Raw genomic sequence first — 23077 nt, 5'->3', positions numbered from 1 at the left:
CATGCACAAGCCTTCTCCCATCACCCGGCGCGTCAGCCGCCAGATCATGGTCGGCTCCGTGCCGGTGGGCGGTGATGCACCGATCAGTGTGCAGAGCATGACCAACACGGAAACCTGCGACGTCGACGCAACGGTGGCGCAGATTGTGGCTATTCAGGATGCCGGTGCAGACATCGTGCGCGTGTCGGTGCCGAGCATGGATGCCGCGGAAGCGTTTCGCGCCATTCGCGCCCGGGTCGACGTGCCGCTGGTGGCGGATATTCACTTTGATCACAAGATCGCGCTTAAAGTCGCCGAGTATGGCGTCGATTGCCTGCGCATCAACCCGGGTAACATCGGCAGCGACAAGAAAGTGCGCGCGGTGATCGACTGCGCCCGGGACAAGGGCATACCGATTCGTATCGGGGTTAACGCCGGGTCGCTGGGCAAGGAACTGCAGCGCAAGTACGGCGAGCCCACGGCCGAGGCGCTGGTGGAGTCCGCCCTGCATCACGTGGACATACTCGACCGCTTCAACTACCCGGACTTCAAGGTCAGCGTGAAGGCCTCTGAGGTGTTCATGGCGGTGGCCGCCTATCGGCTGCTGGCAAAGCAGATCGATCAGCCGCTACACCTGGGTATCACCGAGGCCGGTGGCTTGCGTGGTGGCACCGTGAAATCGGCGGTGGGCCTGGGCATGCTGTTGATGGATGGTATTGGCGATACTATCCGGGTGTCGCTGGCCGCAGACCCGGTGGAAGAGGTCAAGGTCGGTTTCGAGATACTGAAAAGCCTCAAGCTGCGCGCCAATGGCATCAACTTCATTGCCTGCCCCAGCTGCTCGCGGCAGAACTTTGATGTTATCGCCACCATGAATACGCTGGAGCAGCGCCTGGAAGACATTCGCACGCCTATGGATGTGGCCGTGATCGGCTGTATCGTCAATGGGCCGGGTGAGGCGCGCGAGGCGGATGTGGGCCTCACCGGCGCCAGCCCCAGCAACCTGATTTATGTCGACGGCAAGCCGGATCACAAGGTCAGCAACCTGGACTTCGTGGACCATCTGGAGCAGGTGATTCGCCAGCGGGCCGCCTCTCTGGAGACCCAGCGCGCCGCCGCCGAGGCGCAGTTGATCGCGCGATCCAAATAATGAATTTGCAGGAGCACAGGTGACAACGATTCGAGCCATCCGGGGGATGAACGACATTCTCCCGGATGAAACTGACCGCTGGCAGTATCTTGAGCGCACCGTGGCAGAGGTGCTGGCGAGCTATGGTTACGGAGAAATCCGTATGCCCATCGTCGAGCAGACGGCGCTGTTTCGCCGCTCTATCGGCGAAGTGACGGACATCGTCGAGAAGGAAATGTACAGCTTCGACGACCGCAATGGTGAAAGCCTCACTCTGCGGCCAGAGGGCACTGCGGGCTGTGTGCGCGCGGCCATCCAGAACAGCCTCTTGGGCACGGTCCAGCGGCTCTGGTACAGCGGCCCCATGTTTCGGTACGAGCGGCCGCAAAAGGGGCGCCAGCGGCAGTTCCACCAGATTGGCGCGGAGGTGTTTGGTGTGCCCACACCGGACATCGACGCCGAGCTGATTCTTATGACCGCGCGCCTCTGGCGTGCCCTGGGCATTGATGAGCACGTGGAGTTGCAGCTGAACTCCATCGGCAGCAGTGCCGATCGCCAGGCGTTTCGCGCGGCGCTGGTGAGTTATCTGTCCGAGCATCAGGCGGACCTGGATGAGGACAGCCAGCGCAGGCTGTTGACCAACCCGCTGCGTATTCTGGATAGCAAGCACCCGGGTACCCGCGCCCTGCTGCAGCAGGCTCCGGTACTTACGGACTACCTGGACGGTGAATCGAAGGCAGATTTCGCCCGCGTGTGCGAACTTCTGGATGCGGCGTCTGTCTCCTATGTCGTCAATCCTTCGCTGGTGCGCGGGCTGGACTACTACAACAAGACAGTGTTCGAATGGGTGACCGACAGGCTGGGTGCGCAGGGCACCGTGTGTGCCGGCGGTCGCTACGATGGACTGGTGCAGCAACTGGGTGGCAAGCCCGTGCCGGGCATCGGCTTTGCCATGGGCAAAGAGCGTCTGGTGCTGCTGCTGGAAGCCCTGGAGGCGTTGCCGGCAGCCCTGCCTGCGGCCGACGTGTACGTTGTCAACTCCGGGGGACGCGCAGAGATTGCGGCGTTTGCTGCACTCGAGAGCCTGCGCAGCGCGTTGCCCGGGCTGCGCATCGTGCAGCATACCGGTGGCGGCAGTTTCCGCAGCCAACTGAAAAAAGCCGACAAGAGCGGTGCCCGCTGGGCGCTGATCTGGGGCGACGATGAAGTGGCTGCTGCCACGGTCACCGTCAAGCCGCTGCGCGAGCAGGGCGAAGCGCAGGCGACGCTGCCCCTGGCAGATGTGGCCGCGTTCCTCTTGCGCAGTCGTACCCCCGACACCACAACCGAAGGAAGCTAGATCGTGGAACAATATCGTACAGAAGAAGAACAGGTAGAAGCACTGCGGCGCTGGTGGGACGAGAACGGCCGCTCCACCCTGGTCGCCATTGTGCTGGTGTTGGCGGGGACCTTCGCCTGGCAGGGCTGGCAGCGTTACGATGCGCAGCGTACGGCGAGTGCATCGGACCTGTATCAGCAAATGCTGGAGGCTGCCGCGCGGGCACAGGAGGGTGCGGCAACGGCCGCACCGGTGTCGCAGCTGGCCACGCAGCTGCGCAGGGACTTCGCCGGCACCAGCTATGCCCAGTTTGCGGCGCTGCACCAGGCGCGTGTCGCGGTGATCGCCGAGGATCTTGAGACTGCCGAAGCGGATTTGCGCTGGGTGTTGGGCAAGGCTGACGGTGGCAGTGAAACCGCGCTGGTCGCGCAGCTGCGTCTGGCCCGGGTGGTTGCCGCGCAGGGCAATGTGGAGCAGGCGCTGGCACTGCTGGCGCCGGAAGCAATGGGCAAGTACCAGGCCGCTGCCGCTATGGCGCGGGGTGATGTGCTTGCCGGGGCCGGGCGTGCGGAAGAAGCGCTCGCCGCCTACCGCGAAGCGCAGGCACTGGTACAGACCTATCCCGCGCAGCTCAACCTGGAAACCCTGGCCGCCAAGCTGCAAAGCCTGGCCGCCGCAACCGCAGGGGATGACGCATGAGGGTTGCCGCAACACGCTGCAGTGTCCTGCTGCTCTGTTTACTGGCGCTGGGCGGCTGCAGCACCATCAAGGGCTGGTTCGAAATCGATGATGACGAGGATCCACGCCAGCCCGTGGAGCTGGAAAAGTTCGAGCAAACGGTGAAAGCCAAGCGGCTCTGGTCTACCGGGGTGGGTGATGGACAGGGCGACGGCTTGTACCGGATTGAGCCGGTGATCGGTGACGGGCGCATCTATGCCGCATCCGCCGACGGTGAAGTCAAGGCGCTGGACGTTGCCAACGGTCGGCGCCTGTGGGACGCGGATTTGGAGCTGCCGATTTCCGGTGGTGTGGGTCTGTACGAAAACAGTCTGTTCCTCGGGGCCAGCGATGGCTTTGTCATTCGTCTCGACGCCAGCAGCGGTGACCTGGTCTGGCGCGCAGCGGTAACCGGCGAAGTGTTGGCTCCGCCGCAGGGCAACGGCAAAGTGGTCGTCGCCCAGACCTACGACGGCAAGCTGCACGGCCTGGACTTCGCCACCGGCGAGCGGCTGTGGACCTATGACAGCAACATGCCGGTGCTGACCATCCGCGGCACCAGCACGCCCATTCTGCAGGGTAACCGCGTTATCGCCGGTTTCTCCAATGGCCGCGTAGTCGGCTTCGAGGCGGCCACTGGTGCGGTGGAGTGGGAGGCCCGGGTGGCCATTCCTCAGGGTCGTTCGGAGATTGAGCGTATTGTCGATGTGGACGGCAGCATGGCGCTGGTCGGCAACGAGCTGTTTGCCTCCAGTTACCAGGGCTTCGTGGTGTCCATCGACATCAACACGGGGCGCAAGCTCTGGGAGCGTCCGGTGTCTTCGGTGTCCGGTGTTTCACAGGGCTTCGGCAACGTCTACGCCTCGGATGAAGACGGCACGGTCATAGCCTTCCTGCGCACCGGCCAGGGCCAGCGCTGGACCCAGGAAGCGCTGGGCTGGCGCGGGCTCGGCCGGCCAGTGCCGGTGAGCAGTTACCTGGCCGTGGCGGACTTCGAAGGCTACGTGCACCTACTGTCCCAGGTGGATGGCAGTTTTGTCGGCCGCTTCCGGCCCGACAGCGATGGCGTGCGCGCCGACATGCTGAGTGACGGCAACGTGCTCTACGTGTTCGGTAACAGCGGCGATCTGCAAGCCTACGAACTCAGCTCCACCTCCAGGTAACAATGATGATTCCCGTAATCGCCCTGGTCGGCCGCCCCAATGTGGGCAAGTCGACCCTGTTCAACCAGCTCACCCGCAGCCGCGATGCGCTGGTCGCCGACCTTGCCGGGCTCACACGGGATCGTAAATACGGTGAGGCACGCATTGGCTCGCGGCCCTTCATGGTCATCGACACCGGGGGTATCAGCGGTGACGAAATGGGCATCGAGGCGCAAATGGCCGGGCAGTCACTGCTGGCCATTGAGGAAGCCGACGCGGTGTTGTTCCTGGTTGATGCCCGGGAGGGCCTGAACCCGGCGGACCAGGCGCTGGCCCGCCACCTGCGCCAACGCAACAAGGCCTTCCACGTTATCGTCAACAAGATCGACGGTCTCAATGAAGATGTGGTGCTGGGTGACTTCTACGCCCTGGGTGTAGAGCAACTGCATGGCATTGCGGCGTCCCATGGCCGCGGTGTGCGCCAGATGATCGATGACGTGCTCGCCACGTTCCCGGAGGATACTGAAGAAGACGCGGCCGAGGTGGATCGTCGCGACAGCATTCGTGTCGCCATTGTCGGGCGGCCCAATGTGGGCAAGTCGACACTGGTCAATCGCTTACTGGGGGAAGAGCGCGTGGTCGTTTACGACCAGCCGGGTACCACGCGCGACAGTGTGTATATCGATTACGAACGCGATGGTCAGCGCTACACGCTGATTGACACGGCCGGCGTGCGGCGGCGCAAGAATGTGCGTGAGACGGTAGAAAAGTTCTCCATCGTCAAAACCCTCAAGGCCATTGATGACGCGCACGTGGTGTTGCTGGTGATGGACGCGCACGAGGGCATTGTCGATCAGGACCTGCACCTGCTCGGTCACTGTATCGAGGCGGGCCGCGGCCTGGTCTTGACCGTGAACAAGTGGGACGGTATCGAAACCCACCAACGGGACTGGATTCGCAATGAGCTCAGCCGGCGGCTGATATTTGCCGACTACGCCGATACCCATTTCATTTCCGCGCTGCACGGCACGGGGGTGGGGCACCTGTACAAGTCTATCCTCGGTGCGCACAGCTCGGCCACGCGCAAGCTGAACACCAACCAGCTGACACGCATTCTCGAAGGGGCCGTGTTTGATCATGCGCCACCCATGGTGAACGGCCGTCGCATCAAGCTGCGTTACGCGCACCCGGGTGGGCAGAATCCTCCCCTGATCGTCATACACGGCAACCAGACCGGTAGTGTGCCCAACAGCTACCAGCGCTACCTGGAAAAGGTGTTTCGTCGCGAGCTCAAGCTGAGCGGCACGCCCGTGCGCATAGAATTCCGTACCGGTGACAACCCGTTCGCGGACAAGCGCAACCAGCTCACGCAGCGTCAGGTGCAGCGCAAGCGTCGCCTGATGGCCCACGTGAAAAAGAACGAGAAGAAGAAAAAACGCTGACGCGGATACCATGGGTAAACCGGATCTGGACAATCGCGCGACCATAGAAGGGTTTGTCGACCAGTTCTATGCCCGGGTACTTGCCGATCCCCGGCTTGCCCCCATTTTCCTCGACGTGGCGCAGATTGACCTCGACGTGCACTTGCCGCACATCAAGGACTACTGGTGCAAGCTGCTGCTCGGCGAGCAGCGCTATCGCCGCCACACCATGGCCATTCACCGCCGCCTGCACGCCAGGCAACCGCTACAGGCCAATGACTTCCAGCGCTGGCTGGCGTTGTTTATTGCCACTGTGGATGCCGGTTACGCAGGGCCCCGTGCGCAGCGCGCCAAGCGCGTGGCAACGGCAATCGCCGGCAATATGCAGCAGGGGCTTGAGCCCGGCTGAGCCCCGTTTGGGGGTGCGCTCCTCGCATTGCAGTGCTTGCGCATTCCAATTTAAGTGTTATAGTTATGTATAACACTATAGCAATGAGGCGAAAGCCATGCTCACTCTGAACCCTGTTCGCCATCCCCGGCTGCCCACGTTCACCGCTTTGTTTGGGCGTAGCACGGCATTTGGCCTCTGTCTGCTGCTCGTATCGGCGGTGGTCAGTGCCGGGGAGAGTCCGGACGTGCTGCGGGTCACCGGGTTCGATGTCCGCAACGTGGAAGTACAGGGTGCGGTCGACGTGGAGATCAGCCAGGGTGCCAGCGCCGAGTTGTTGTTGCGGGGTAGCCCTGCCAGCTTGAGCCCCGAGCCCTTTCATGTGCGCGGTCAAACGCTGGTGCTGGGCACACCGGCGGGCAGTACGCAGGCCGCCGGTGGAGTCGCCTTCAAACTGACCCTGCCGACGCTGGAATCAGTGCTGATTGCCGGGTCTGGTGATGTCTTTGTACGTCCGCTGGAGGTTGCTACCTTTACATTGCGCATGGATGGCACGGGGGACGCTCATCTCTTTGCCCTGCGCGCTGACAAAGCGCGCATAGACATGCGCGGGGCCGGCGATGTGCAGGTGGCTGAGCTCTCAGTGCCGCAACTGCAGTTGCGGCTATCCGGTGCAGGCGACATTCAACTCGGGCCCCTGCAAACCGAATCACTCGAAGCCGTGGTCAACGGGGCGGGCGATATTGCCGCAGCCGGTGAAGGCCGAACCGCGGAGGTATCTGTCACCGTGGTGGGCTCCGGCGATGTCGATTTCTCCGGGCTGGACATTGGTGAGGCGTATGTCACTGTGATCGGCTCCGGCGGCGTGCGGCTGGGGCCCAGCTCGCGGCTCCAGGCCACCATCATGGGCAGCGGCGACATCACCTATGCCGGTGAGCCAGACATTGACCAGAACGTGATTGGCTCCGGCCAGCTACAGCAGGAATAAGCCGGTGCAGTGGCACGACGAGCAGCCCATCTATCGACAACTGCGCGACCTCGTTGTGGAGCGGATCATGGACGGCTCTTTTGCGGAGGGTGACGCGGTGCCTTCGGTGCGCCAGGTGGCAAGCGACTACCGCATTAACCACCTCACGGTGGCCAAGGCCTACCAGGAACTGGTGGAAACGGGCCTGCTGGAGAAGCGCCGCGGGTTGGGGATGTACGTTACCGTCGGTGCCCGCTCGGCACTGACTGCCGATGAGCAGGCACGCTTTTTTGCCAGGGAGTTGCCGGCGTTTGCCGAGCGGGTGCGCAACCTGGGCCTGGATATCCAGCAGGTGGCCACGCGCCTGCTGCAAGAGGGAGAGGGGAAATGACAAGTGTTGTAGAGGCGCGGGGGCTGCAGCGCCGGTTTGGTCACCAGCAGGCGGTCGCCGGGGTTGACCTGCAGTTGGAAGCGGGTTCTGTGCTCGGCCTGATCGGGCCGAACGGCGCGGGGAAAACGACGCTGCTGCGCTCGCTGCTCGGGCTCACCCACTGCAAGGGCGAGCTGACGATACTGGGTGTTGACCCGCGGCGAGACCATGCGCGGCTGATGCAGGAAGCCTGTTTTATTGCCGATACCGCCGTCCTGCCGCGCTGGATGCGGGTGGATGAATTGCTGGATTATACGGCCGGTGTTCACCCCCGCTTCAACCGGGCGCACGCGGTACACCTGTTGGCCGCTACCGAGGTGGGTCTGCGGCGGCGCATCGGTGAGCTTTCGAAGGGCATGACTGTGCAGCTGCATCTCGCGCTGGTCATGGCAATCGATGCGCGGTTGCTGATTCTCGACGAACCCACGCTGGGCCTCGATATCCTGTTCCGCAAGCAGTTTTTCGAACAGCTACTGAATGATTACTTCGACGAGGAGCGCACCATCATCATCTCTACCCATCAGGTGGAAGAGGTGGAGAATATTCTTACCCACGTCATGTTCATGAACCGTGGGCGCACGCTGCTCTGTGACTCCATGCTGGCGGTGGAAGAACGTTACGTCGAACTGCGTGCTGTCGGCGAGGCTGCCACCCGCGCGGCCGGTATCCCGCACCTGGGCCAGCGGCCTTTGCTCGGGGGCAAGGCGCTTATTTACGAGGATGTGAACAAGGAGTTGCTCGCGCCGCTGGGTGACTTGCGCACGCCGGCGCTGGCGGATCTGTTTGTGGCGAAGGTGGCTGAGGACAATGCGCATGACTGATAGCAAAAGCCAACGCTGGTTCTCACTGGTGCAGCGCGAACTGCGCGAGTACCGTGTCTCACTGGTCTGGACGCCGCTGGCGACCGCGGTACTGCTCTCGTTGCTGATGTTGGCGGGCCTGTTTGTCGCCAACCAGTTCAGTTATCTCGGCGAGGTGGTGCTCGATGCCATCACCCAGGCGCCGGATGAAGACGGGTTGAACCTGAATGTGCAGGTATCTATCGATGAAGACGGCAATCGCGTCACGGAAATCATCACGCGCAGCACAGATGTCAATCCGGCCGGCGCTGAACCGCTGCGCCAGGACTTTCAAGTCACGCCGGCACCGGAGCTGGCGGACGAGCACTTCTGGCAGTTTTCCTCTGACTGGCACTTCAACCCGACCGTCCCCGCTGATGGGCCAGATGATGCAACGGATTCACCCGCCGACCCGATAACCAGCCTGCACCCGCTGCTCTACGGCGTGCACGCGATCATGTTGCTGGTGTTGCTGCTGGTGAGCGTGAACTACCTGCAGGGTTGCCTGTATATCGATCGCAAGGACCGCAGTATCCTGTTCTGGAAATCGATGCCGGTATCGGCCTGGGAGGAGGTGCTGGCCAAGCTTGCGGTGGCATTGCTGGTGGCGCCGGCCTTCTTCATTGCGGCGTCCGTGCTGACGCAGTGGGCCATGTTGCTGGTGGCGCTGGTGCTGTCCTCCCGGATACAGGTGGATGCACTGGGCGTGGTGCTGGCGAATGTGCAGATAGGTCGCGTGTTGCTGGATCAGGTGCTCGGCTGGCTGGCCAGCGCGCTCTGGGCGCTGCCGCTCTATGCCTGGATCATGCTCGCCTCCGCCGGGGCGCGCCGTTCGCCCGCGCTGCTCGCCGCAACGCCTCTGGTGGTGCTGGCCCTGCTGGAAGCAGTCCTGCTGGGGTCGCAGTTCTTGGTTGATGCGCTCTGGGCGCGTATCCCCGCGTTGGCGCCGCAGGGTGCCAGTGGCGGCTTTTTCCTGCAAGGTCTGCCCTGGCAGGGCAGCGGGTTCCTCGCCGTGGTCGCGGGCCTGCTGGTTGCCGGCTTGCTGCTGTGGGGCTGTGTCTGGCTGCGTCGCAACCGCTGGGAGCTGTGATCACGGCGCGCACCTGATTCATAGAATGAATAGTAAAAATACTTTCTATTTATTTCAATTATGGACCACTGATGGCTAAGATGCGCTGCATACCCACTTCGCAAGACAGAGGCCAGCCATGTCAGACTACCTGAAAGACGTCGAATCCTTCGCTGCACTGCGCGCTGCGCAGGGCGGCACCTGGGACAATATCCACCCCGAATACGCCGCGCGCATGAAGCACCAGAACCGCTTCCGCACCGGTCTGGACATTGCGCGCTACACCGCGGGCATCATGCGCCGCGACATGGCCGAATACGATGCTGACAGCAGCCAGTACACGCAGTCGCTGGGGTGCTGGCATGGGTTTATCGGTCAGCAGAAGCTGATTGCCATCAAGAAGCACCACGGCACCACTAACAAGCGCTACCTGTACCTGTCCGGCTGGATGATTGCCGCGCTGCGCAGTGAGTTCGGCCCGCTGCCCGACCAGTCGATGCACGAGAAAACGTCTGTGCCGGCGCTGATTGAAGAGCTCTACACCTTCCTGCGCCAGGCAGATGCGCGTGAACTCGGTCACCTCTACCACGACCTCGACGCGGCGCGTGCCGCCGGTGACGAGGTGCGGGAAAAGGCGCTGGTCCAGGCCATCGACAACTACGAAACACACGTGGTGCCGATCATTGCCGACATCGACGCGGGCTTCGGTAACGAAGAGGCCACCTACCTGCTGGCCAAGCGGATGATTGAGGCGGGTGCCTGTGCCATCCAGATCGAAAACCAGGTGTCCGATGCCAAGCAGTGTGGACACCAGGACGGCAAGGTGACGGTGCCGCACGAGGACTTTCTGGCCAAGATCAACGCCGTGCGTTATGCCTTCCTCGAACTGGGTGTCGACGACGGTGTCATCGTGGCTCGCACCGACTCACTGGGTGCTGGCCTCACGCAGAAAATCCCTGTGTCTCGCGACCCGGGCGACCTCGCACACAAGTACAACGCCTTCCTGCAAACGGACGTTGTAGAAAGTGCCGAAGACGTGCGTGAAGGCGACGTCATCATCAAGCAGGATGGCAAGCTGGTACGTCCGGTACGCCTGCCCAATGGCCTGTACCGTTTCAAGGACGGCACCGGCGAAGCACGCTGCGTGCTCGACTGCATCACCAGCCTGCAGAGTGGTGCCGACCTGCTCTGGATCGAGACCGAAAAGCCGCACGTGGGCCAGATCGGTGCCATGGTGGACCAGATCCGCCAGGTCATCCCCAACGCCAAGCTGGTGTACAACAACTCACCGTCCTTCAACTGGACGCTGAACTTCCGCCAGCAGGTGTTCGATGCCTGGAGTGCCGAGGGCAAGGACGTGTCGGCTTACGAGCGCGACAAACTGATGAGCGCGGAATACGACGCCACCGACCTGGGCCAGGAAGCGGATCGCCGTATCCAGACTTTCCAGGCGGACGCGGCGCGCGAAGCGGGCATCTTCCACCATCTCATCACGCTGCCCACCTATCACACGGCGGCGCTGTCTACCGACAACCTGGCCAAGGGATACTTCGGCGAAGAGGGCATGCTGGCCTACGTGCAGGGTGTGCAGCGCAAGGAAATCCGTCAGGGTATTGCCTGCGTCAAGCACCAGGACATGGCCGGCTCCAACATGGGCGACGACCACAAGGAGTATTTTGCCGGTGAAGCTGCGCTCAAGGCAGGCGGCAAGGACAACACCATGAACCAGTTCGGCTGAGCGTCAGGCCGAACACCCTCACGACCCGAAAGGGTCGTCCACGGAACGGGCCGGCTGGGTAAACCAGCGCGGCCCGTTTTCCGTCATGTAGAAATGGTCTTCAAGGCGCACGCCAAACGCACCCGGCACACAGATCATCGGCTCATTGCTGAAACACATGCCGGGCGCCAGCGGTGTGCTGTTGTCGCGCACCAGGTAGGGCCACTCGTGAATGTCCAGGCCGATGCCGTGGCCGGTGCGGTGGGGCAGTCCGGGTAACTGGTAGTCGGGGCTCAGTCCACCGGCGGCCAGTACGGCGCGTGCGGCGTCATCCACGCTGCCGCAACTGGCACCTATCTGCGCCGCCTCGAATGCCGCCTGCTGCGCGGCTTTTTCCAGGTTCCAGATCTCACGCTGTTGCGCGCTGGGTTCACCCAACACGTAGCTGCGTGTAATGTCGGAAATGTAGCCGTGCAACTGGCAGCCGGTGTCGATCAACACCATATCGCCCTCGTCCAGCGCCTTGGGCTGTGCAACACCGTGCGGGAACGCGCTATCCGGACCGAAGAGCACAATGCAGAAATACGAACCTGCGGGTGCCCCGACACGCTTGTGCGCCTCGTGGATGAAGGCGGTCACCTCGCCGGTGGTAATGCCCGGGCGCAGGATACGTGCCACCGCGCGGTGCACCTCCAGTGTCATATCCTTGGCGCGCTGCATCAGGGCCAGCTCCGCCGCTGACTTCTGCATGCGACAGCCGGCGGTAATCGGCGTGGCACTTTGCACGCGGCACTGGGCTGCAGCCTGTTGCAGGCCATCGACGATGAAGAACTGCGCGGATTCATCCACGCCCAGCGTCGTGACCTGCATGTCTTCCAGCAGCTGTGCACAGAGCCGGTAGGGGCTTTCATGCTCTTCCCAGCAGTGCACGTCGCCTGCCACTCGCAGAAAGCCCTGCAGCGTGCCCAGTTCGAACGCCGGTGCGATATAGCGTGGCGCGCCCTGCGCCGGAATCAAGGCCCCCACCATGCGCTCGCTGGGCGACCAGCGCGTCCCGGTGAAATACAGCAGGTTGGTGCCGGCATTCAGGTACAGGGCATCCAGCCCCGCAGCCTGCATCAGCTGCTGGGCGCGCTGCAGCCGCGCCGCAAACTCAGCGTCGCCGATGGGTTCTGCGCCGACGCTCATATCCTGCAGTCGGGCGAGTTCAGTGGCGGCGTCAGAGCCGCCGATACCTCGAGTCATGGAATCTCCTCATTGGCGTTCGCGAGGCGGTCGTTTATGCTCACCGCCGTTAGGTGGAATCATAACTGCAGGGCATGCAGGGGGAAAGGGCGATGCGTTGGACCGAGATTGATCAGCAGTTGTGTTCCGTGGCGCGCGCGCTGTCGGTGGTGGGTGAGCGCTGGACACTGCTGATCCTGCGCGATGCCTTTCTGGGTACGCGGCGCTTCGAACAGTTTCAACACAATCTCGGCATCACGCGGCATCGGCTCTCCGAACGCCTCAGCAAACTGGTGGAACAGGGGGTGCTGGTGAAGGTGCCCTATAACGAACGGCCCCTGCGTCATGAGTACCGTCTTACGCGCAAGGGACTGGGCCTGTATCCGGTTCTCATGAGCCTTGCCCGCTGGGGCGACGACTGGATGACAGGGGAGGAGGGCGTTCCCCTGCAGTACGTGCACCGCAGTTGCGGTAAGGTCACTCGGCCGTTGTTGGCCTGCAGCGAGTGTGGTGAACCGCTGCGCCCCGAGGGCGTGATGCCGCAGCCCGGCCCCTCGTTGCAGGCGATTGCCGATGACCTTGCAGAGCAGGGACGCCGCGATGTGCCGATTCCCGAGTTGATCGGTCATTCGCGGCCGCAGGAGTGAAACAGTCCGCGCGAATTCGGTGAAATTGTAACACTTCTGTTTCCTTCAACTTTTGGGGTAAGCAACTAGACTCTTGGCATACCCATAAAAACAGAAGGACGCTTGCCATGACCCCTTTCCGCAAAACACTGCTCGCCGCCGCTATCATCGCTGTGCTGCCCGTAACCGCGTTCGCTCAGCTGGAGGAAGTGGTGGTGACAGCAACCAAACGCGCGGTTTCGGCACAGGACCTCCCGTTTTCCATCAACGCCCAGTCTGAGGCCGATATCCGCCGACTGGGTGCGACCACGCTGGAGGACCTGTCGCGCAATGTGGCGGGTTTGGCAATCCAGAACCTCGGCCCGGGCCAGAGCCAGGTGTCCATTCGCGGCGTATCGGCAGGCCAGGTGGTTCGCGACCAGCCGGGGGTCAAGGAGCAAGTGGGGGTTTACCTCGACGAGACGGTGATCTCGCTGTCGCTGTTCACGCCCGACCTCGATCTGTATGACTTGAACCGTGTCGAGACACTGCGGGGCCCGCAGGGCACCCTGTTCGGTTCGGGCTCTGTGGGCGGGACCATTCGTTTCATTACCAACCAGCCTGATTTCGAAACACTTGAAGGGTCTGTCGAAGCCAACCTCAACACCATTGAAGACGGTGATATGGGTGGCCACTTCAAAGGCATGATCAACATCCCCATGAACGATCGCGCCGCTTTGCGCGTCGTTGGCTATGGTACGGAGTATGGCGGCTGGGTAGATGCCCTGCGTGAAGGCGGAGGCATCAGCGAAGACGTTAACAGCGGTGGGCGATATGGCGGCCGCATAGCGCTTGCTGTGCAGCCTACAGACAACCTCACCATCACACCACGCGTGGTTTTCCAGAAAATTGAAACCGACGGTTTCAACCGCGAAGAGGTGTACAACCTGTTTGCCAACCCCTACACCACCACTCGTCCACCCGTGCAACTCGCTGAGCGTCAGCAGTACCTCCGTTTGGATGAGGCGTTCGAAGACGAAACGATGATCGCTGATCTGGTCATCAATTGGAGCCTGGACGCGGTTGATGTGACCTATGCCGGTAGCTACGTCGATCGCGAGATTCTCGCCAGCCGCGATGCCAGTGCGCTCTCTGGCTCAGTATCGGTTGATCTCGGGTTTCCCGAGTCGGCGGTGCTGCTGCCTTCGAATCTGCGTGATACCACCGATTTACAGCAAATGACGCACGAATTGCGCTTCGCGTCCAACAGCGATGGCGCCTTCAATTGGGTGTTCGGCGGTTTCTATTCCGACGTCGAGCGTACCTATGCGCAGCGCCTGCCGACGCCGGGGTACGATGTGGTGACCGACCAAGTGTTGGGCGCGGGCACAGCGGAGGCTGTCAGCAACGGCTATGGGCCGGACTCACCCTACAATTCCGATTTGCCCTATGATATCGAGCAAACCGCGCTGTTTGGTGAGGTCAGCTACGATGTCACCGATCGCTTGAACGTCACATTGGGCGGGCGCTATTACGATTTTGAGGAGGAGCGTCGTTTCACCACGGGCGGGCTGTTCTCCAACGGTGACGATCAGGTGGACTCCACATCATCGGATGGCTTCAATCCCCGCCTGCTCGTCAGCTACGATGTCAGCGACGACATGACCGTTAACGTGCAGGCCTCGCAGGGTTTTCGCTTGGGCGGCGTAAACGACCCGCTCAACGTACCGCTGTGCGATGCGGGTGACCTGCAAACCTTCGGCAACTTTCAGTCCTATGAAGATGAAACCCTCTGGAACTACGAGTTGGGCTTCAAGAGCGAGTTCGAGCGGGTGCGCTTCAATGCGGCCATTTTCTACACCGACATCGAGGACTTGCAAGTCACCCTGGACGCCGGCTCCTGTTCATCGCGGATCAGCTTCAATGTGCCCGAGGCGCACACCCTGGGTGTCGAGTGGGAGTTGGTGGCATACCCGTCAGAGCTGCTGATGCTGACGCTGTCCGGTAGCATGCTTGAAGCCGAATTCGATTCCACCGTGGTCGACAGCGAAGGCACCGTGCTGGGCGGTGTGGAGGACGGCAACAGGTTGGCTTCGGTGCCTGAATTCCAGGTTTCCGCCTCTGCAACCTATACCTTCCCGGTTGATGCCTTTGGTTCCGATGAGATGTACGTATCCGCCGTGCTGCAGCATGTCGGTGATCGCTTCACCCAGCCCAGCGACCAGGTTGAAGGGGCGGGCAACTTCGTTTCCGGCCTGCCTTTTGGCGGCGCGACGGGCAACGAGGTTACCGCGGTGGACCTTGAGCTGGATGCTTACGAGCAGCTGAACCTGAGTGCGGGTATCATCTGGAGCACATTTGAAGCAGTGGTGTATGTGAATAACGTCACCGATGAAAATGCCCAGCTCTCCTTCGATCGCGAGCGTGGTGGTCGTGCACGTCTTGCTTTCCGCAATAACCAGCCTCGCACCGTGGGTATCACGCTGCGCAAATTCTTCTAAGGCCGACAACGGTGCCTCGGTAACGGGGCACCGCCACCTCGATACCCCGGACGGAGCATTGCGCCGGCTGGCGGGATAGTGTCTCCTTATCCGCAGGATTCCGTGTTTAAGGAAGGTGGGTGGCGCAGAGAGGCAACAAGTGGTCACAGTTCGCAGTCGGCGGCAGCTATGTCGACCGGGATGACGACCTCGTGCCTGCCTCTCTGGTCGACCGGGACTGGGAGCCACGGCCCCGTAATATGCCGGCCTCTGCCGCGGAGCTGGCCGAGCGCGGCTACGACCCCGACACCTGGGTGATAAATACAGAGCCCGAACCAGAGCCCGAACCAGAGCCAGAGCCAGAGCCAGAGCCAGAGCCAGAGCCAGAGCCAGAGCCAGAGCCAGAGCCAGAGCCAGAACCCGAGCCAGAACCGGAACCAGAGCCGGAACCAGAGCCGGAACCAGAGCCGGAACCAGAGCCGGAACCAGAGCCAGAGCCAGAGCCCGAATTAAAGCTGGAGCGAACGCCCAGGCCTGAGCCTGTTGCGGTGACGCCCTCAGAGCCTCGTGTGACTGCGGGCCAAAAGCTGTCCTGGGCCCTGTTTGCGGCCACGCTGGTGATCGGTGGCCTGGTCTACGGCTATCTGGTGCAGCAGCGCGAGGCCTTGCGTGCCGAGTTTGTCGTCCTGGAGCAGCGCCGGGCAGATGTGGTCTCCCGAGAGGACCTGCTGTTGCAGGAGCGCCTTGCCCGCGTGGTGGCGGATGGCAACGCCAGATTGGAGCGCGACCTCGAGCAGCTGCGCGATGAAAACCGCGAGTTATCCGCCATGATCGAACAGCTTGAGGCGGGTTTGACGCAGCGCGGGTCCGTGGCGGGAAGCACGCCCAGTGCGAATACTGCCGAGGCTGCACATGCTGCAGATGCTGGCGTGACACGCGAACCGGTCAGCCCTGAACCCGAGGTGCCCGCGCCGCCGCAGGCGCTCGATGAGACCACCCCGGCTGCGGCGTCAGGCGGCGCCTGGTTTGTCAATTTCGGTTCTTATGTGCAGCGCGCTATCGCCGAGCGTTGGGCACAGCGACTTGAGCGTGATGGCGGCAATGCGGTGGCGGGCCGCGTGGTGGTTCAGGCGGCCACCGTGTCCGGACAGGATCTGTTTCGAGTACGGGTTTTCGGGCTGGAATCCCAGCAGCAGGCGCGTGGTATTGCCGCAACGCTGGAGGCCCGCTACGGCCTGGCACGGCTGTGGGTTGGGCGCAGCGAGCCGGGCTAGTCGGCCAGCGCCATATTGGCGTCAGGGGCCATGGCGGCTTGCAGGTGGTCCAGGCGGCTGAGTAATGCCCGGTTGGAGGCCTGAATCGCCTCTACCTGGGTTATTAGCTGCTGTTGCGTGTCTTCCAGCGCATACAGAGCGGGCAGGGTGCTCGCGGGCTCGGCGCGCTGCGCCGGCACCTCGGTGTGTATGGGTGGCTCAGTCGCCGCCGCTATAAGGTGGGATGGCTCAGCCCCCGGTGGCGCTTTGGGTTCCGTAGCGAGAAAACCGTGGCCTGCCGCCGCGGTTGTCACCAGCAGCGCACCAAATAGCGTCCAGGTCATCCAGCTGCGCACGGCGGGTCGTGCAACGCTGCCGGTTGCGGGGCGCCGCAGTGAACGTGCGGGTTGACTTGCGGGGGCCGGGCGGCGCAGGTCACTGCGTAACCAGAGGTTGCCGTTTGTGGACGGGACCGCGGGGGCATTGCGGCGCCGCGCTAGACGCTGATGCATACCCGCCCCCGGCCCTGAGCCTTCGCGTGGTACAGGTGTGTGTCGGCGCGCTGCATCAACGCTTTGTCGTCATCACCGGGGAGCAGGTCGGCCACGCCGATACTCAGGCGCGGCAGCACCTCACCGGCGCGGGTGGGGAGCCCCACGGCGAGGTGCTCTACCGTCTCGCGTATTTTGCGTGCCACGTCTGCTGCGCCACTGAGCCCTGTGCGTGGCAGCAGAATGGCGAACTCGTCCCCGCCGAGGCGAAACAGGAGGTCTGATTCGCGCACACAGCCACGAAACGACTCAGCCAGGCGACACAGCACTTCGTCACCTACGAGGTGACCAAGCTGGTCGTTGATGTCCTTGAAGTGGTCGATGTCGATAATCATCAACGACAGCGCACTGCCATGGCGCTTGGCCAGCAGGAGCTCGTGGCTCAGGCGCTCGTCCATTGCCCGGCGGTTCAACAGCCCGGTGAGCCCATCGTGCAGGGCGGTAACCTGGGCGTGGGCCAGCTGCTGCGCAAGGCGTACTGCGCGCGCCAGGCCGCCGAGGGCGCGTTCCAGCAGCGTTAATTCGGCTTCGCTGAAGCGCTGGCGACGTGACAGGGTCACGGCGCCGAGTGTTTTTCCGTCTATATCCAGTTGATAGAGTGCGCGGTGGTGGCGCTGCTCGCCGAAAATGTGCTCCTGCTGATCGCCCGCGGTGGTAAAACCCAGGCTGTCGGCGAGCCCGCAGCGGCTGGCCCAGCGGTGGAAGCGCTCCAGCAAGACGGTCTGGTCTGCTTCACCGATCAAGGTATCGAACAGTCCCAGTATCTGGTCGGCGGCCTCGATGTCCGCCATGGGCGCGGCCAGAGGCGTGGCGGGAGACGTCGCCAGGTTGGCGGCGCGGTCGCTGACAAGGGTGAACGGCGATCTGTCGGTCATGGCGTCAATGCTCGAGTGTAGGTCCATCGAGCAGGTACAAGCAATTGCCGTGCCAATAATTATTTGTCGAATTTTTTCAGGGATTTGCCGATTTTCAAGCTAATTTGGCGTGTTTTCGACGAATAAAGTGCAGGCGGTGACATGCCACAGAGCGCCGTTTACGTGGCGACCGGCAAGAAGATGCCGGTCAGGCAGTCAAATAATTGACGTTATTCGGCTGGTCGGCTCAGGCTTTACCGAGGCTTTGGCTGTCTCTGGTGCTGTCGGCCCCGCCGGTACCCGAGTACAACCGCGGATCGCCGTCTTGCTGGCGCAATACACGCAGGGCACTGCGGGTGTGCTCTGCCAGCCGGTCTATCAGCAGGCCGTTGGCTGCGTTCAGCTCACTGCACTGCTCGCCAAGTGCAATCAGGCGCGCCTGCAAGCCGCGGTTTTCCGCACTGTTGTCGAGCCCGGCAATCTGGCGCGAGAGCGCGCCATCCGCGTGGTTGGGTGAAGCGCCCTCAGCCGACTCGGCTGCCACAGTGGGCCGTTGCTGTTGCAGACTGGAAAGCGCGCGGACTGCCGCATCCTTCGCCCGGGCGGCGCTTTCTATCTGTTGCGCATCGGCGCCGCGCAGCGCCCGTTGCTCAGCTTCAAGGTGGGTGAGTACGTTTTCCAGCGCGGTGATTTCGGCGCGCAGCGCCTGCGCAAGGTATTCACCGCTGGTCACGGTCAGGAGAGGTCCTGCTCGGCCTGCAGCAGGTTGTTCACAATGCGCTCCAGGTCGACCTTGTAGCTGCCGTCGCTGATGGCGGCGCGCAGTTGTTCCACGCGTTCCATGTTGGCATCGGGCACGTCGGCCAACTGGTTTTCCAGCTGCAGCATGTCTGTTGCCATGCGTGTGATGGTCACCGCGTCGGCTTCAACAACTGGCTTGCTGCTGGCAGCTTCGCTGCGTCCAGCCTGTTCCACGCCGCCCGTGCGCGCATCACCGCCGGCGCGCGACGGTTTGATGTTGGCATTGTTGTCGATTGGGTCCATGGCAGTGTCACACAGTCAGTGAATGGCGGGCACGTGCGGGTGCCTTGATAGGTATAGCGGCAGCAGCGCGGAAAAGTTTAGCACACGCGTGATCTCCTCGCGCTCACGGGATGTGCACACTGCCATCGGCGCTGACGATGCCCTCCACTCGCCGGCCGGACGCCAGATTGGTCACCAGCAGGCGGTCCCCGGCGGCGGCGTTGGCCATGGCGCGTCCCTGCATCGTCACTTGCAGGCCCTCACTGCCGGCGATGAGTGTGACCGTCTGGCCCCTGGCGATCAGTTGGGGCGGTCGCAACTGGCTGTGGCGCAGGGTGGAGCCGGCGCGCGCCGGGCGAACCAATTCGAGGCCGATCGCCTGTTGCGGGTCCAGGATCACGGCGTCGGTGGCGTTGGTGATGGTGCGCTCCACCAGGATGAGGTCGCGTTCGCTAATCACTGTGCCGCGGGGCAGGTTGTCGGTGAGTACCGGCAGTGTGGCGCGGGTGCTGACGTCCAGGCGCACATACAGGGTCCAGGCGCTGGGCTGGGCGCAGCGCACGCCCACGCTCACCGGGCCCAGCACGCTGGCATTGGGGCTACTGAACGTTTCCAGTGGCTCGGCGCAGGCCTGCAGTCGCAGGCGTGAGTCCAGCGGCCGCGCGCTGATTTCCAGATCGCTGTAGCCCTGTGCCTGGGCGGCATCGGTGGCCGCGCGGGTGGCAGCCGCCACCACGTCTTCCAATGCGTGCAGGGTTTCGGCACGCACATCGCCGCCGATCAGGCCGGGCATGGCCATGGCGGCAAGCAGAAGAAACGCAGTGGCGCGCCGGAAAATTGACATGATGCCTCCCAAAAGTACGGTCGGTGAGATGTAAAGCAGGAACCATGCCACGTGCTGGCGGCGACGTCCGGCGCAGGGGAGGGCGGCAATTCTTGCCGCTCAGGCGGCAAGGGGGCTGTCGAAGCGGCTCCAATGGCGCTCGGGAAATATTATAACCTATTGTATTTGTTAGCTATTTTTCTGTTGGCACGGTTCCTGATAGGTATCTCCCGCAGATGTTGTATGCACAGGGCACAGAGGAGCAATTGAGCATGAGTTTTACCGACCGGGTATTTGGCATGAGTGGGCAGGCGATGGCCCTGCGCTCGCAGCGGCTGGAGCTGATTGCGGCGAATCTGGCGAACCAGGATACGCCCGGCTACAAGGCGCGTGACATCGATTTCGCCGCAGCCATGCAAACGGCGACCGCTGGTGGGCTGCGGCGCACTCATGCCCGCCACCTCGATGCCAACGGCGGCATGAACGGCGCGGACCAGCCCCTGCTGTATCGGGTGCCGAACCAGCCCTCACTGGACGGCAACACCGTGGATGCCCAGCGCGAGCACGCCGAGTTCATGGATAACGCCATCCGCTACCAGGCCAGCCTGACCATTCTGGACAGCCGCATCAAGTCCACCCAGCGCGCGATCCGGGGCGAATAAGCATGAGCCTGTTCAACATCATGGCGGTATCCGCCTCGGCACTTGAAGCGCAAAGCGTGCGGCTCAACACCATCTCCAGCAACCTGGCCAACTCCCAGGTGGTCAGCAGCACACCGGAAGGGGCCTATCAGGCGCGCTACCCGGTTTTCCAGACCATGCTGCAGGACAGTTTTGGCGGTGGGGATGGCGCGGCTGAGGGGGTGCGTGTCGCCGAGATCTATCAGTCGAAGTTGCCACCGCGGCAGGAGTTCTCGCCCTCCCACCCGTTGGCCAATGAAGAGGGCTACATCTACCGCTCGAACATCAACCCGGTGGATGAGATGGCCAACATGATCTCCGCCTCACGCTCCTACCAGAGCAGCATCGAGGCGATGAACACGGCCAAGCAACTGATCCAGCGCACCATCACGCTGGGCCGATAACCACAGAGGATTGCACAGATGAGCACGCTTGCCGGCATTAACGAACTGTTTCCGCAGCCAGAAGCGACCCAGCGCCAGAGCAGCTCGGTCGAGGATATGGGCTCCGAAGAGTTCCTGACGCTGATGGTGGCGCAACTGAAGAACCAGGACCCGACCAAGCCGCTGGACAACATGGATTTCATGGGCCAGCTGGCACAGTTCGGCACCGTATCCGGCATTCAGGACCTGAACAGCGGCTTCGGTGGCCTGGCATCGGCAATGACCGGTAGCCAGGCCCTGCAGGCGGCGAATCTGGTCGGCCGCGATGTGGTCACGGAAGGCAATGTGGGGTTGTTGCGGCCGGTTGCAGGGAGCGCTGAAGGTGAAGGCGCTGAACCCGCGCTGGCTCTCGATGCCACGGTCGCCTTTGACGGCAGTGCCACGGCGGCAACCCTGTTTGTGCAGGATATGAGTGGCCGGCTGGTGTACAGCGCCGCGTTGCCGCCCGGTGTGGATGCCGACTTCCGGGTGCAGTGGGATGGCCGCGATGGCAGCGGCGAGCAGTTGGAAGCGGGCCAGTATCGCGTGTCCGTGGAGGCGCTGATAGGTGGGGTGTCTACCACCGTGCCGGTGTACGCCCACCAGCGCGTGGAGTCCGTGGCGATCGCCGCCGGTTCCGGCGATGTTGCCCTCAACCTGGGCAATGGCCAGACCGTGGGCATGAGCGCGGTCAAGAGCATTTTATAACGGTGTGCACCCGGTGGGGTGCACGCCAGTCAGTGTGTTGAGCCAGGAGAGAGACAATGGCCTTTGATACAGCAATTTCGGGCATTAACGCTGCGACTGCAGACCTGAATGTCATCAGTAACAACATCGCCAATGCCTCGACGGTGGGCTATAAAACATCCCGCGCCGAATTTGCGGACGTGTTTGCCACCAGCCTGCTCGGCGCCGGGGGCAATGCCATCGGCAAGGGCGTGAGCCTGTCTGCGGTGACGCAGGAGTTCGGCCAGGGCAATATCAGTTTCACCGATAACGCTCTGGACCTGGCCATCAGCGGCGGCGGCTTCTACCAGCTGAGTGTGGACGGCGCGCTGCAGTACACCCGTGCGGGCAACTTCAAGGTGGATCGCGAGGGCTTTGTGGTGAGCAATGCGGGCTCGCGCCTGCAGGGCTTTCAGGTGAACGCCGCGGGCGACGTGACCGGTCAGCTGGGTGACATCCAGATCGACACCTCCCTGCTGGATCCGAATCCGACCGGGCTGGTGGATCTCACCTCCAACCTGGATTCGCGCGAAGTGCCACCGACAGTGCCCTTTGGCGGCCCGTTTGATGCGTTTGCCGCGCCACCCACGGCGCCGGACCCCAGCTCTTTCAACGCCACCACGTCAACCACGGTGTACGATGGCCTGGGTAATCCGCACGTGCTAAGCCTCTACTTCGTCAAGACTGCAACGCCCAACGAGTGGGAAGTGCACTCACTGGTCGACGGGGTGACGACCTCCGGCCCGGATACACTGACCTTCCAGTCGAATGGTCAGTTCGACCCACTGACCCTGCCGGTCGAAGTGAGCATCACCGGCTGGCAGCCCCTCAACGCAGCCGGTGCTGGCACGGGTGCCGACCCGCAGGACATCACGGTGTCGCTCTCTGACACTACGCAGTTCGGTACGCCCTTCGCGGTGAGCAGCGTGGTGCAGGATGGCTTCTCCGCGGGCCAGCTGCGCGGGCTGGAGATTGACTCCACGGGCATCGCCTTTGCCCGCTTTACCAACGGCGAGTCGCGCGCACTCGCGCAAATTGCCCTGGCCAACTTCAACAACCCCAACGGCCTGCAGCCCATTGGCGACACCAACTGGGTGGAAACCTTCGCCTCGGGGCCTTCGAACGTGGGTGCACCGGGCACCTCTGGCCTGGGGGTAATCCAGTCGGCGGCGCTGGAGGAATCCAACGTGGAAATTACCGCCCAGCTGGTGGACCTGATCATTGCCCAGCGCAACTTCCAGGCCAATGCGCAGGTGATTCAGGCGGAAGACGCGGTCACCCAGACCGTGATCAACCTGCGCTAAGTTACGCCGAGCCTGA

24 protein-coding genes are annotated in these 23077 nt (G+C 62.7%); 18 read left to right on the top strand and 6 right to left on the bottom strand.

Annotation, left to right across the window (positions count from 1 at the left end):
• Position 1 precedes the first annotated feature (1 nt).
• The 11 genes from ispG (at position 2) to EGJ68_RS13110 (ending at position 11137) form a co-directional block, all read left to right on the top strand.
• Positions 2–1129, top strand: a complete 1128-nt coding sequence (gene ispG / locus EGJ68_RS13160) for a flavodoxin-dependent (E)-4-hydroxy-3-methylbut-2-enyl-diphosphate synthase (RefSeq protein ID WP_123035032.1) — start codon at positions 2–4, stop codon at positions 1127–1129.
• Between the two features lie 19 nt (positions 1130–1148).
• The gene (gene hisS / locus EGJ68_RS13155) at positions 1149–2447 is read left to right on the top strand and encodes a histidine--tRNA ligase (RefSeq protein WP_123035031.1); all 1299 of its coding nucleotides are present in this window, start codon (positions 1149–1151) and stop codon (positions 2445–2447) included.
• A 3-nt stretch (positions 2448–2450) separates the two neighbouring features.
• Positions 2451–3125, top strand: a complete 675-nt coding sequence (locus EGJ68_RS13150; protein WP_158283656.1) for a YfgM family protein — start codon at positions 2451–2453, stop codon at positions 3123–3125.
• Positions 3122–4306 carry an outer membrane protein assembly factor BamB gene (gene bamB / locus EGJ68_RS13145; protein WP_123035029.1) on the top strand — a complete coding sequence of 395 codons (1185 nt, stop codon included), beginning with the start codon at positions 3122–3124 and terminating at the stop codon, positions 4304–4306. Before EGJ68_RS13150 ends, bamB begins: the two co-directional genes overlap by 4 nt.
• A gap of 5 nt (positions 4307–4311) precedes the next feature.
• Entirely contained in the window at positions 4312–5727 is a 1416-nt protein-coding gene (gene der / locus EGJ68_RS13140) for a ribosome biogenesis GTPase Der (protein WP_123035330.1), read from the top strand.
• Positions 5728–5737: 10 nt separating this feature from the next.
• Complete coding sequence (locus tag EGJ68_RS13135; protein WP_123035028.1) at positions 5738–6115, top strand: group III truncated hemoglobin; 378 nt, start codon at positions 5738–5740, stop codon at positions 6113–6115.
• Between the two features lie 97 nt (positions 6116–6212).
• Positions 6213–7082, top strand: coding sequence for a GIN domain-containing protein (locus EGJ68_RS13130; protein WP_123035027.1), 870 nt, complete (start codon positions 6213–6215; stop codon positions 7080–7082).
• A gap of 4 nt (positions 7083–7086) precedes the next feature.
• Positions 7087–7452 carry a GntR family transcriptional regulator gene (locus tag EGJ68_RS13125; RefSeq protein WP_123035026.1) on the top strand — a complete coding sequence of 122 codons (366 nt, stop codon included), beginning with the start codon at positions 7087–7089 and terminating at the stop codon, positions 7450–7452.
• Positions 7449–8312 (top strand): ABC transporter ATP-binding protein, encoded by an 864-nt coding sequence (locus EGJ68_RS13120; protein WP_123035025.1) that lies wholly within the window; start codon positions 7449–7451, stop codon positions 8310–8312. Before EGJ68_RS13125 ends, EGJ68_RS13120 begins: the two co-directional genes overlap by 4 nt.
• A complete protein-coding gene (locus EGJ68_RS13115; protein WP_158283655.1) occupies positions 8305–9420 on the top strand; it encodes a hypothetical protein in 1116 nt (371 codons plus the stop codon). Before EGJ68_RS13120 ends, EGJ68_RS13115 begins: the two co-directional genes overlap by 8 nt.
• A 118-nt stretch (positions 9421–9538) precedes the next feature.
• Positions 9539–11137, top strand: a complete 1599-nt coding sequence (locus EGJ68_RS13110) for an isocitrate lyase (RefSeq protein WP_123035023.1) — start codon at positions 9539–9541, stop codon at positions 11135–11137.
• Positions 11138–11155: 18 nt separating this feature from the next.
• Here the strand turns inward: EGJ68_RS13110 and EGJ68_RS13105 are convergent, their stop codons facing one another.
• Complete coding sequence (locus tag EGJ68_RS13105) at positions 11156–12361, bottom strand: M24 family metallopeptidase (RefSeq protein WP_123035022.1); 1206 nt, start codon at positions 12359–12361, stop codon at positions 11156–11158.
• 92 nt (positions 12362–12453) lie between these two features.
• Here EGJ68_RS13105 and EGJ68_RS13100 point away from each other — a divergent pair, with 92 nt between their 5' ends.
• The 3 genes from EGJ68_RS13100 (at position 12454) to EGJ68_RS13090 (ending at position 16699) form a co-directional block, all read left to right on the top strand.
• A complete protein-coding gene (locus tag EGJ68_RS13100; RefSeq protein ID WP_123035021.1) occupies positions 12454–12987 on the top strand; it encodes a winged helix-turn-helix transcriptional regulator in 534 nt (177 codons plus the stop codon).
• Between the two features lie 107 nt (positions 12988–13094).
• Positions 13095–15446 (top strand): TonB-dependent receptor, encoded by a 2352-nt coding sequence (locus EGJ68_RS13095; protein WP_123035020.1) that lies wholly within the window; start codon positions 13095–13097, stop codon positions 15444–15446.
• Positions 15447–15565: 119 nt separating this feature from the next.
• Complete coding sequence (locus tag EGJ68_RS13090) at positions 15566–16699, top strand: SPOR domain-containing protein (RefSeq protein ID WP_123035019.1); 1134 nt, start codon at positions 15566–15568, stop codon at positions 16697–16699.
• Here the strand turns inward: EGJ68_RS13090 and EGJ68_RS13085 are convergent.
• From EGJ68_RS13085 to flgA, 5 genes are all read right to left on the bottom strand, one after another.
• On the bottom strand, positions 16696–17190 hold the full coding sequence (locus EGJ68_RS13085; protein WP_123035018.1) for a hypothetical protein: 495 nt from the start codon (positions 17188–17190) through the stop codon (positions 16696–16698). The two genes, EGJ68_RS13090 and EGJ68_RS13085, sit on opposite strands and share 4 nt — an antisense overlap.
• A complete protein-coding gene (locus EGJ68_RS13080) occupies positions 17175–18104 on the bottom strand; it encodes a GGDEF domain-containing protein (protein ID WP_158283654.1) in 930 nt (309 codons plus the stop codon). The genes EGJ68_RS13085 and EGJ68_RS13080 overlap by 16 nt, the downstream gene beginning before the upstream one ends.
• A 226-nt stretch (positions 18105–18330) precedes the next feature.
• Complete coding sequence (locus EGJ68_RS13075) at positions 18331–18816, bottom strand: flagellar protein FlgN (protein ID WP_158283653.1); 486 nt, start codon at positions 18814–18816, stop codon at positions 18331–18333.
• A 2-nt stretch (positions 18817–18818) separates the two neighbouring features.
• A complete protein-coding gene (gene flgM / locus EGJ68_RS13070) occupies positions 18819–19127 on the bottom strand; it encodes a flagellar biosynthesis anti-sigma factor FlgM (protein WP_123035015.1) in 309 nt (102 codons plus the stop codon).
• 103 nt (positions 19128–19230) lie between these two features.
• Positions 19231–19950: a flagellar basal body P-ring formation chaperone FlgA gene (gene flgA, locus EGJ68_RS13065; RefSeq protein ID WP_123035014.1), complete on the bottom strand. Its 720-nt coding sequence runs from the start codon at positions 19948–19950 to the stop codon at positions 19231–19233.
• Between the two features lie 251 nt (positions 19951–20201).
• On the opposite strand from flgA, the gene flgB reads away from it, so the two are divergent.
• From flgB to flgE, 4 genes are read left to right on the top strand one after another with little or no spacing between them, the layout of a single operon-like run.
• Positions 20202–20591 (top strand): flagellar basal body rod protein FlgB, encoded by a 390-nt coding sequence (gene flgB, locus EGJ68_RS13060; protein ID WP_233248812.1) that lies wholly within the window; start codon positions 20202–20204, stop codon positions 20589–20591.
• A gap of 2 nt (positions 20592–20593) precedes the next feature.
• Positions 20594–21013 carry a flagellar basal body rod protein FlgC gene (gene flgC / locus EGJ68_RS13055; RefSeq protein ID WP_123035013.1) on the top strand — a complete coding sequence of 140 codons (420 nt, stop codon included), beginning with the start codon at positions 20594–20596 and terminating at the stop codon, positions 21011–21013.
• Positions 21014–21031: 18 nt separating this feature from the next.
• Positions 21032–21739 carry a flagellar hook assembly protein FlgD gene (locus tag EGJ68_RS13050; protein WP_123035012.1) on the top strand — a complete coding sequence of 236 codons (708 nt, stop codon included), beginning with the start codon at positions 21032–21034 and terminating at the stop codon, positions 21737–21739.
• Positions 21740–21795: 56 nt separating this feature from the next.
• A complete protein-coding gene (gene flgE, locus EGJ68_RS13045) occupies positions 21796–23061 on the top strand; it encodes a flagellar hook protein FlgE (RefSeq protein WP_123035011.1) in 1266 nt (421 codons plus the stop codon).
• Positions 23062–23077 lie beyond the last annotated feature (16 nt).

The sequence above is a fragment of the Haliea alexandrii genome (assembly GCF_003719295.1).
Taxonomy (GTDB): Bacteria; Pseudomonadota; Gammaproteobacteria; order Pseudomonadales; family Halieaceae; genus Haliea; species Haliea alexandrii.
Note: the sequence above shows the minus strand (reverse complement) of the source record. Positions and strands in the feature narration are given on the sequence as shown.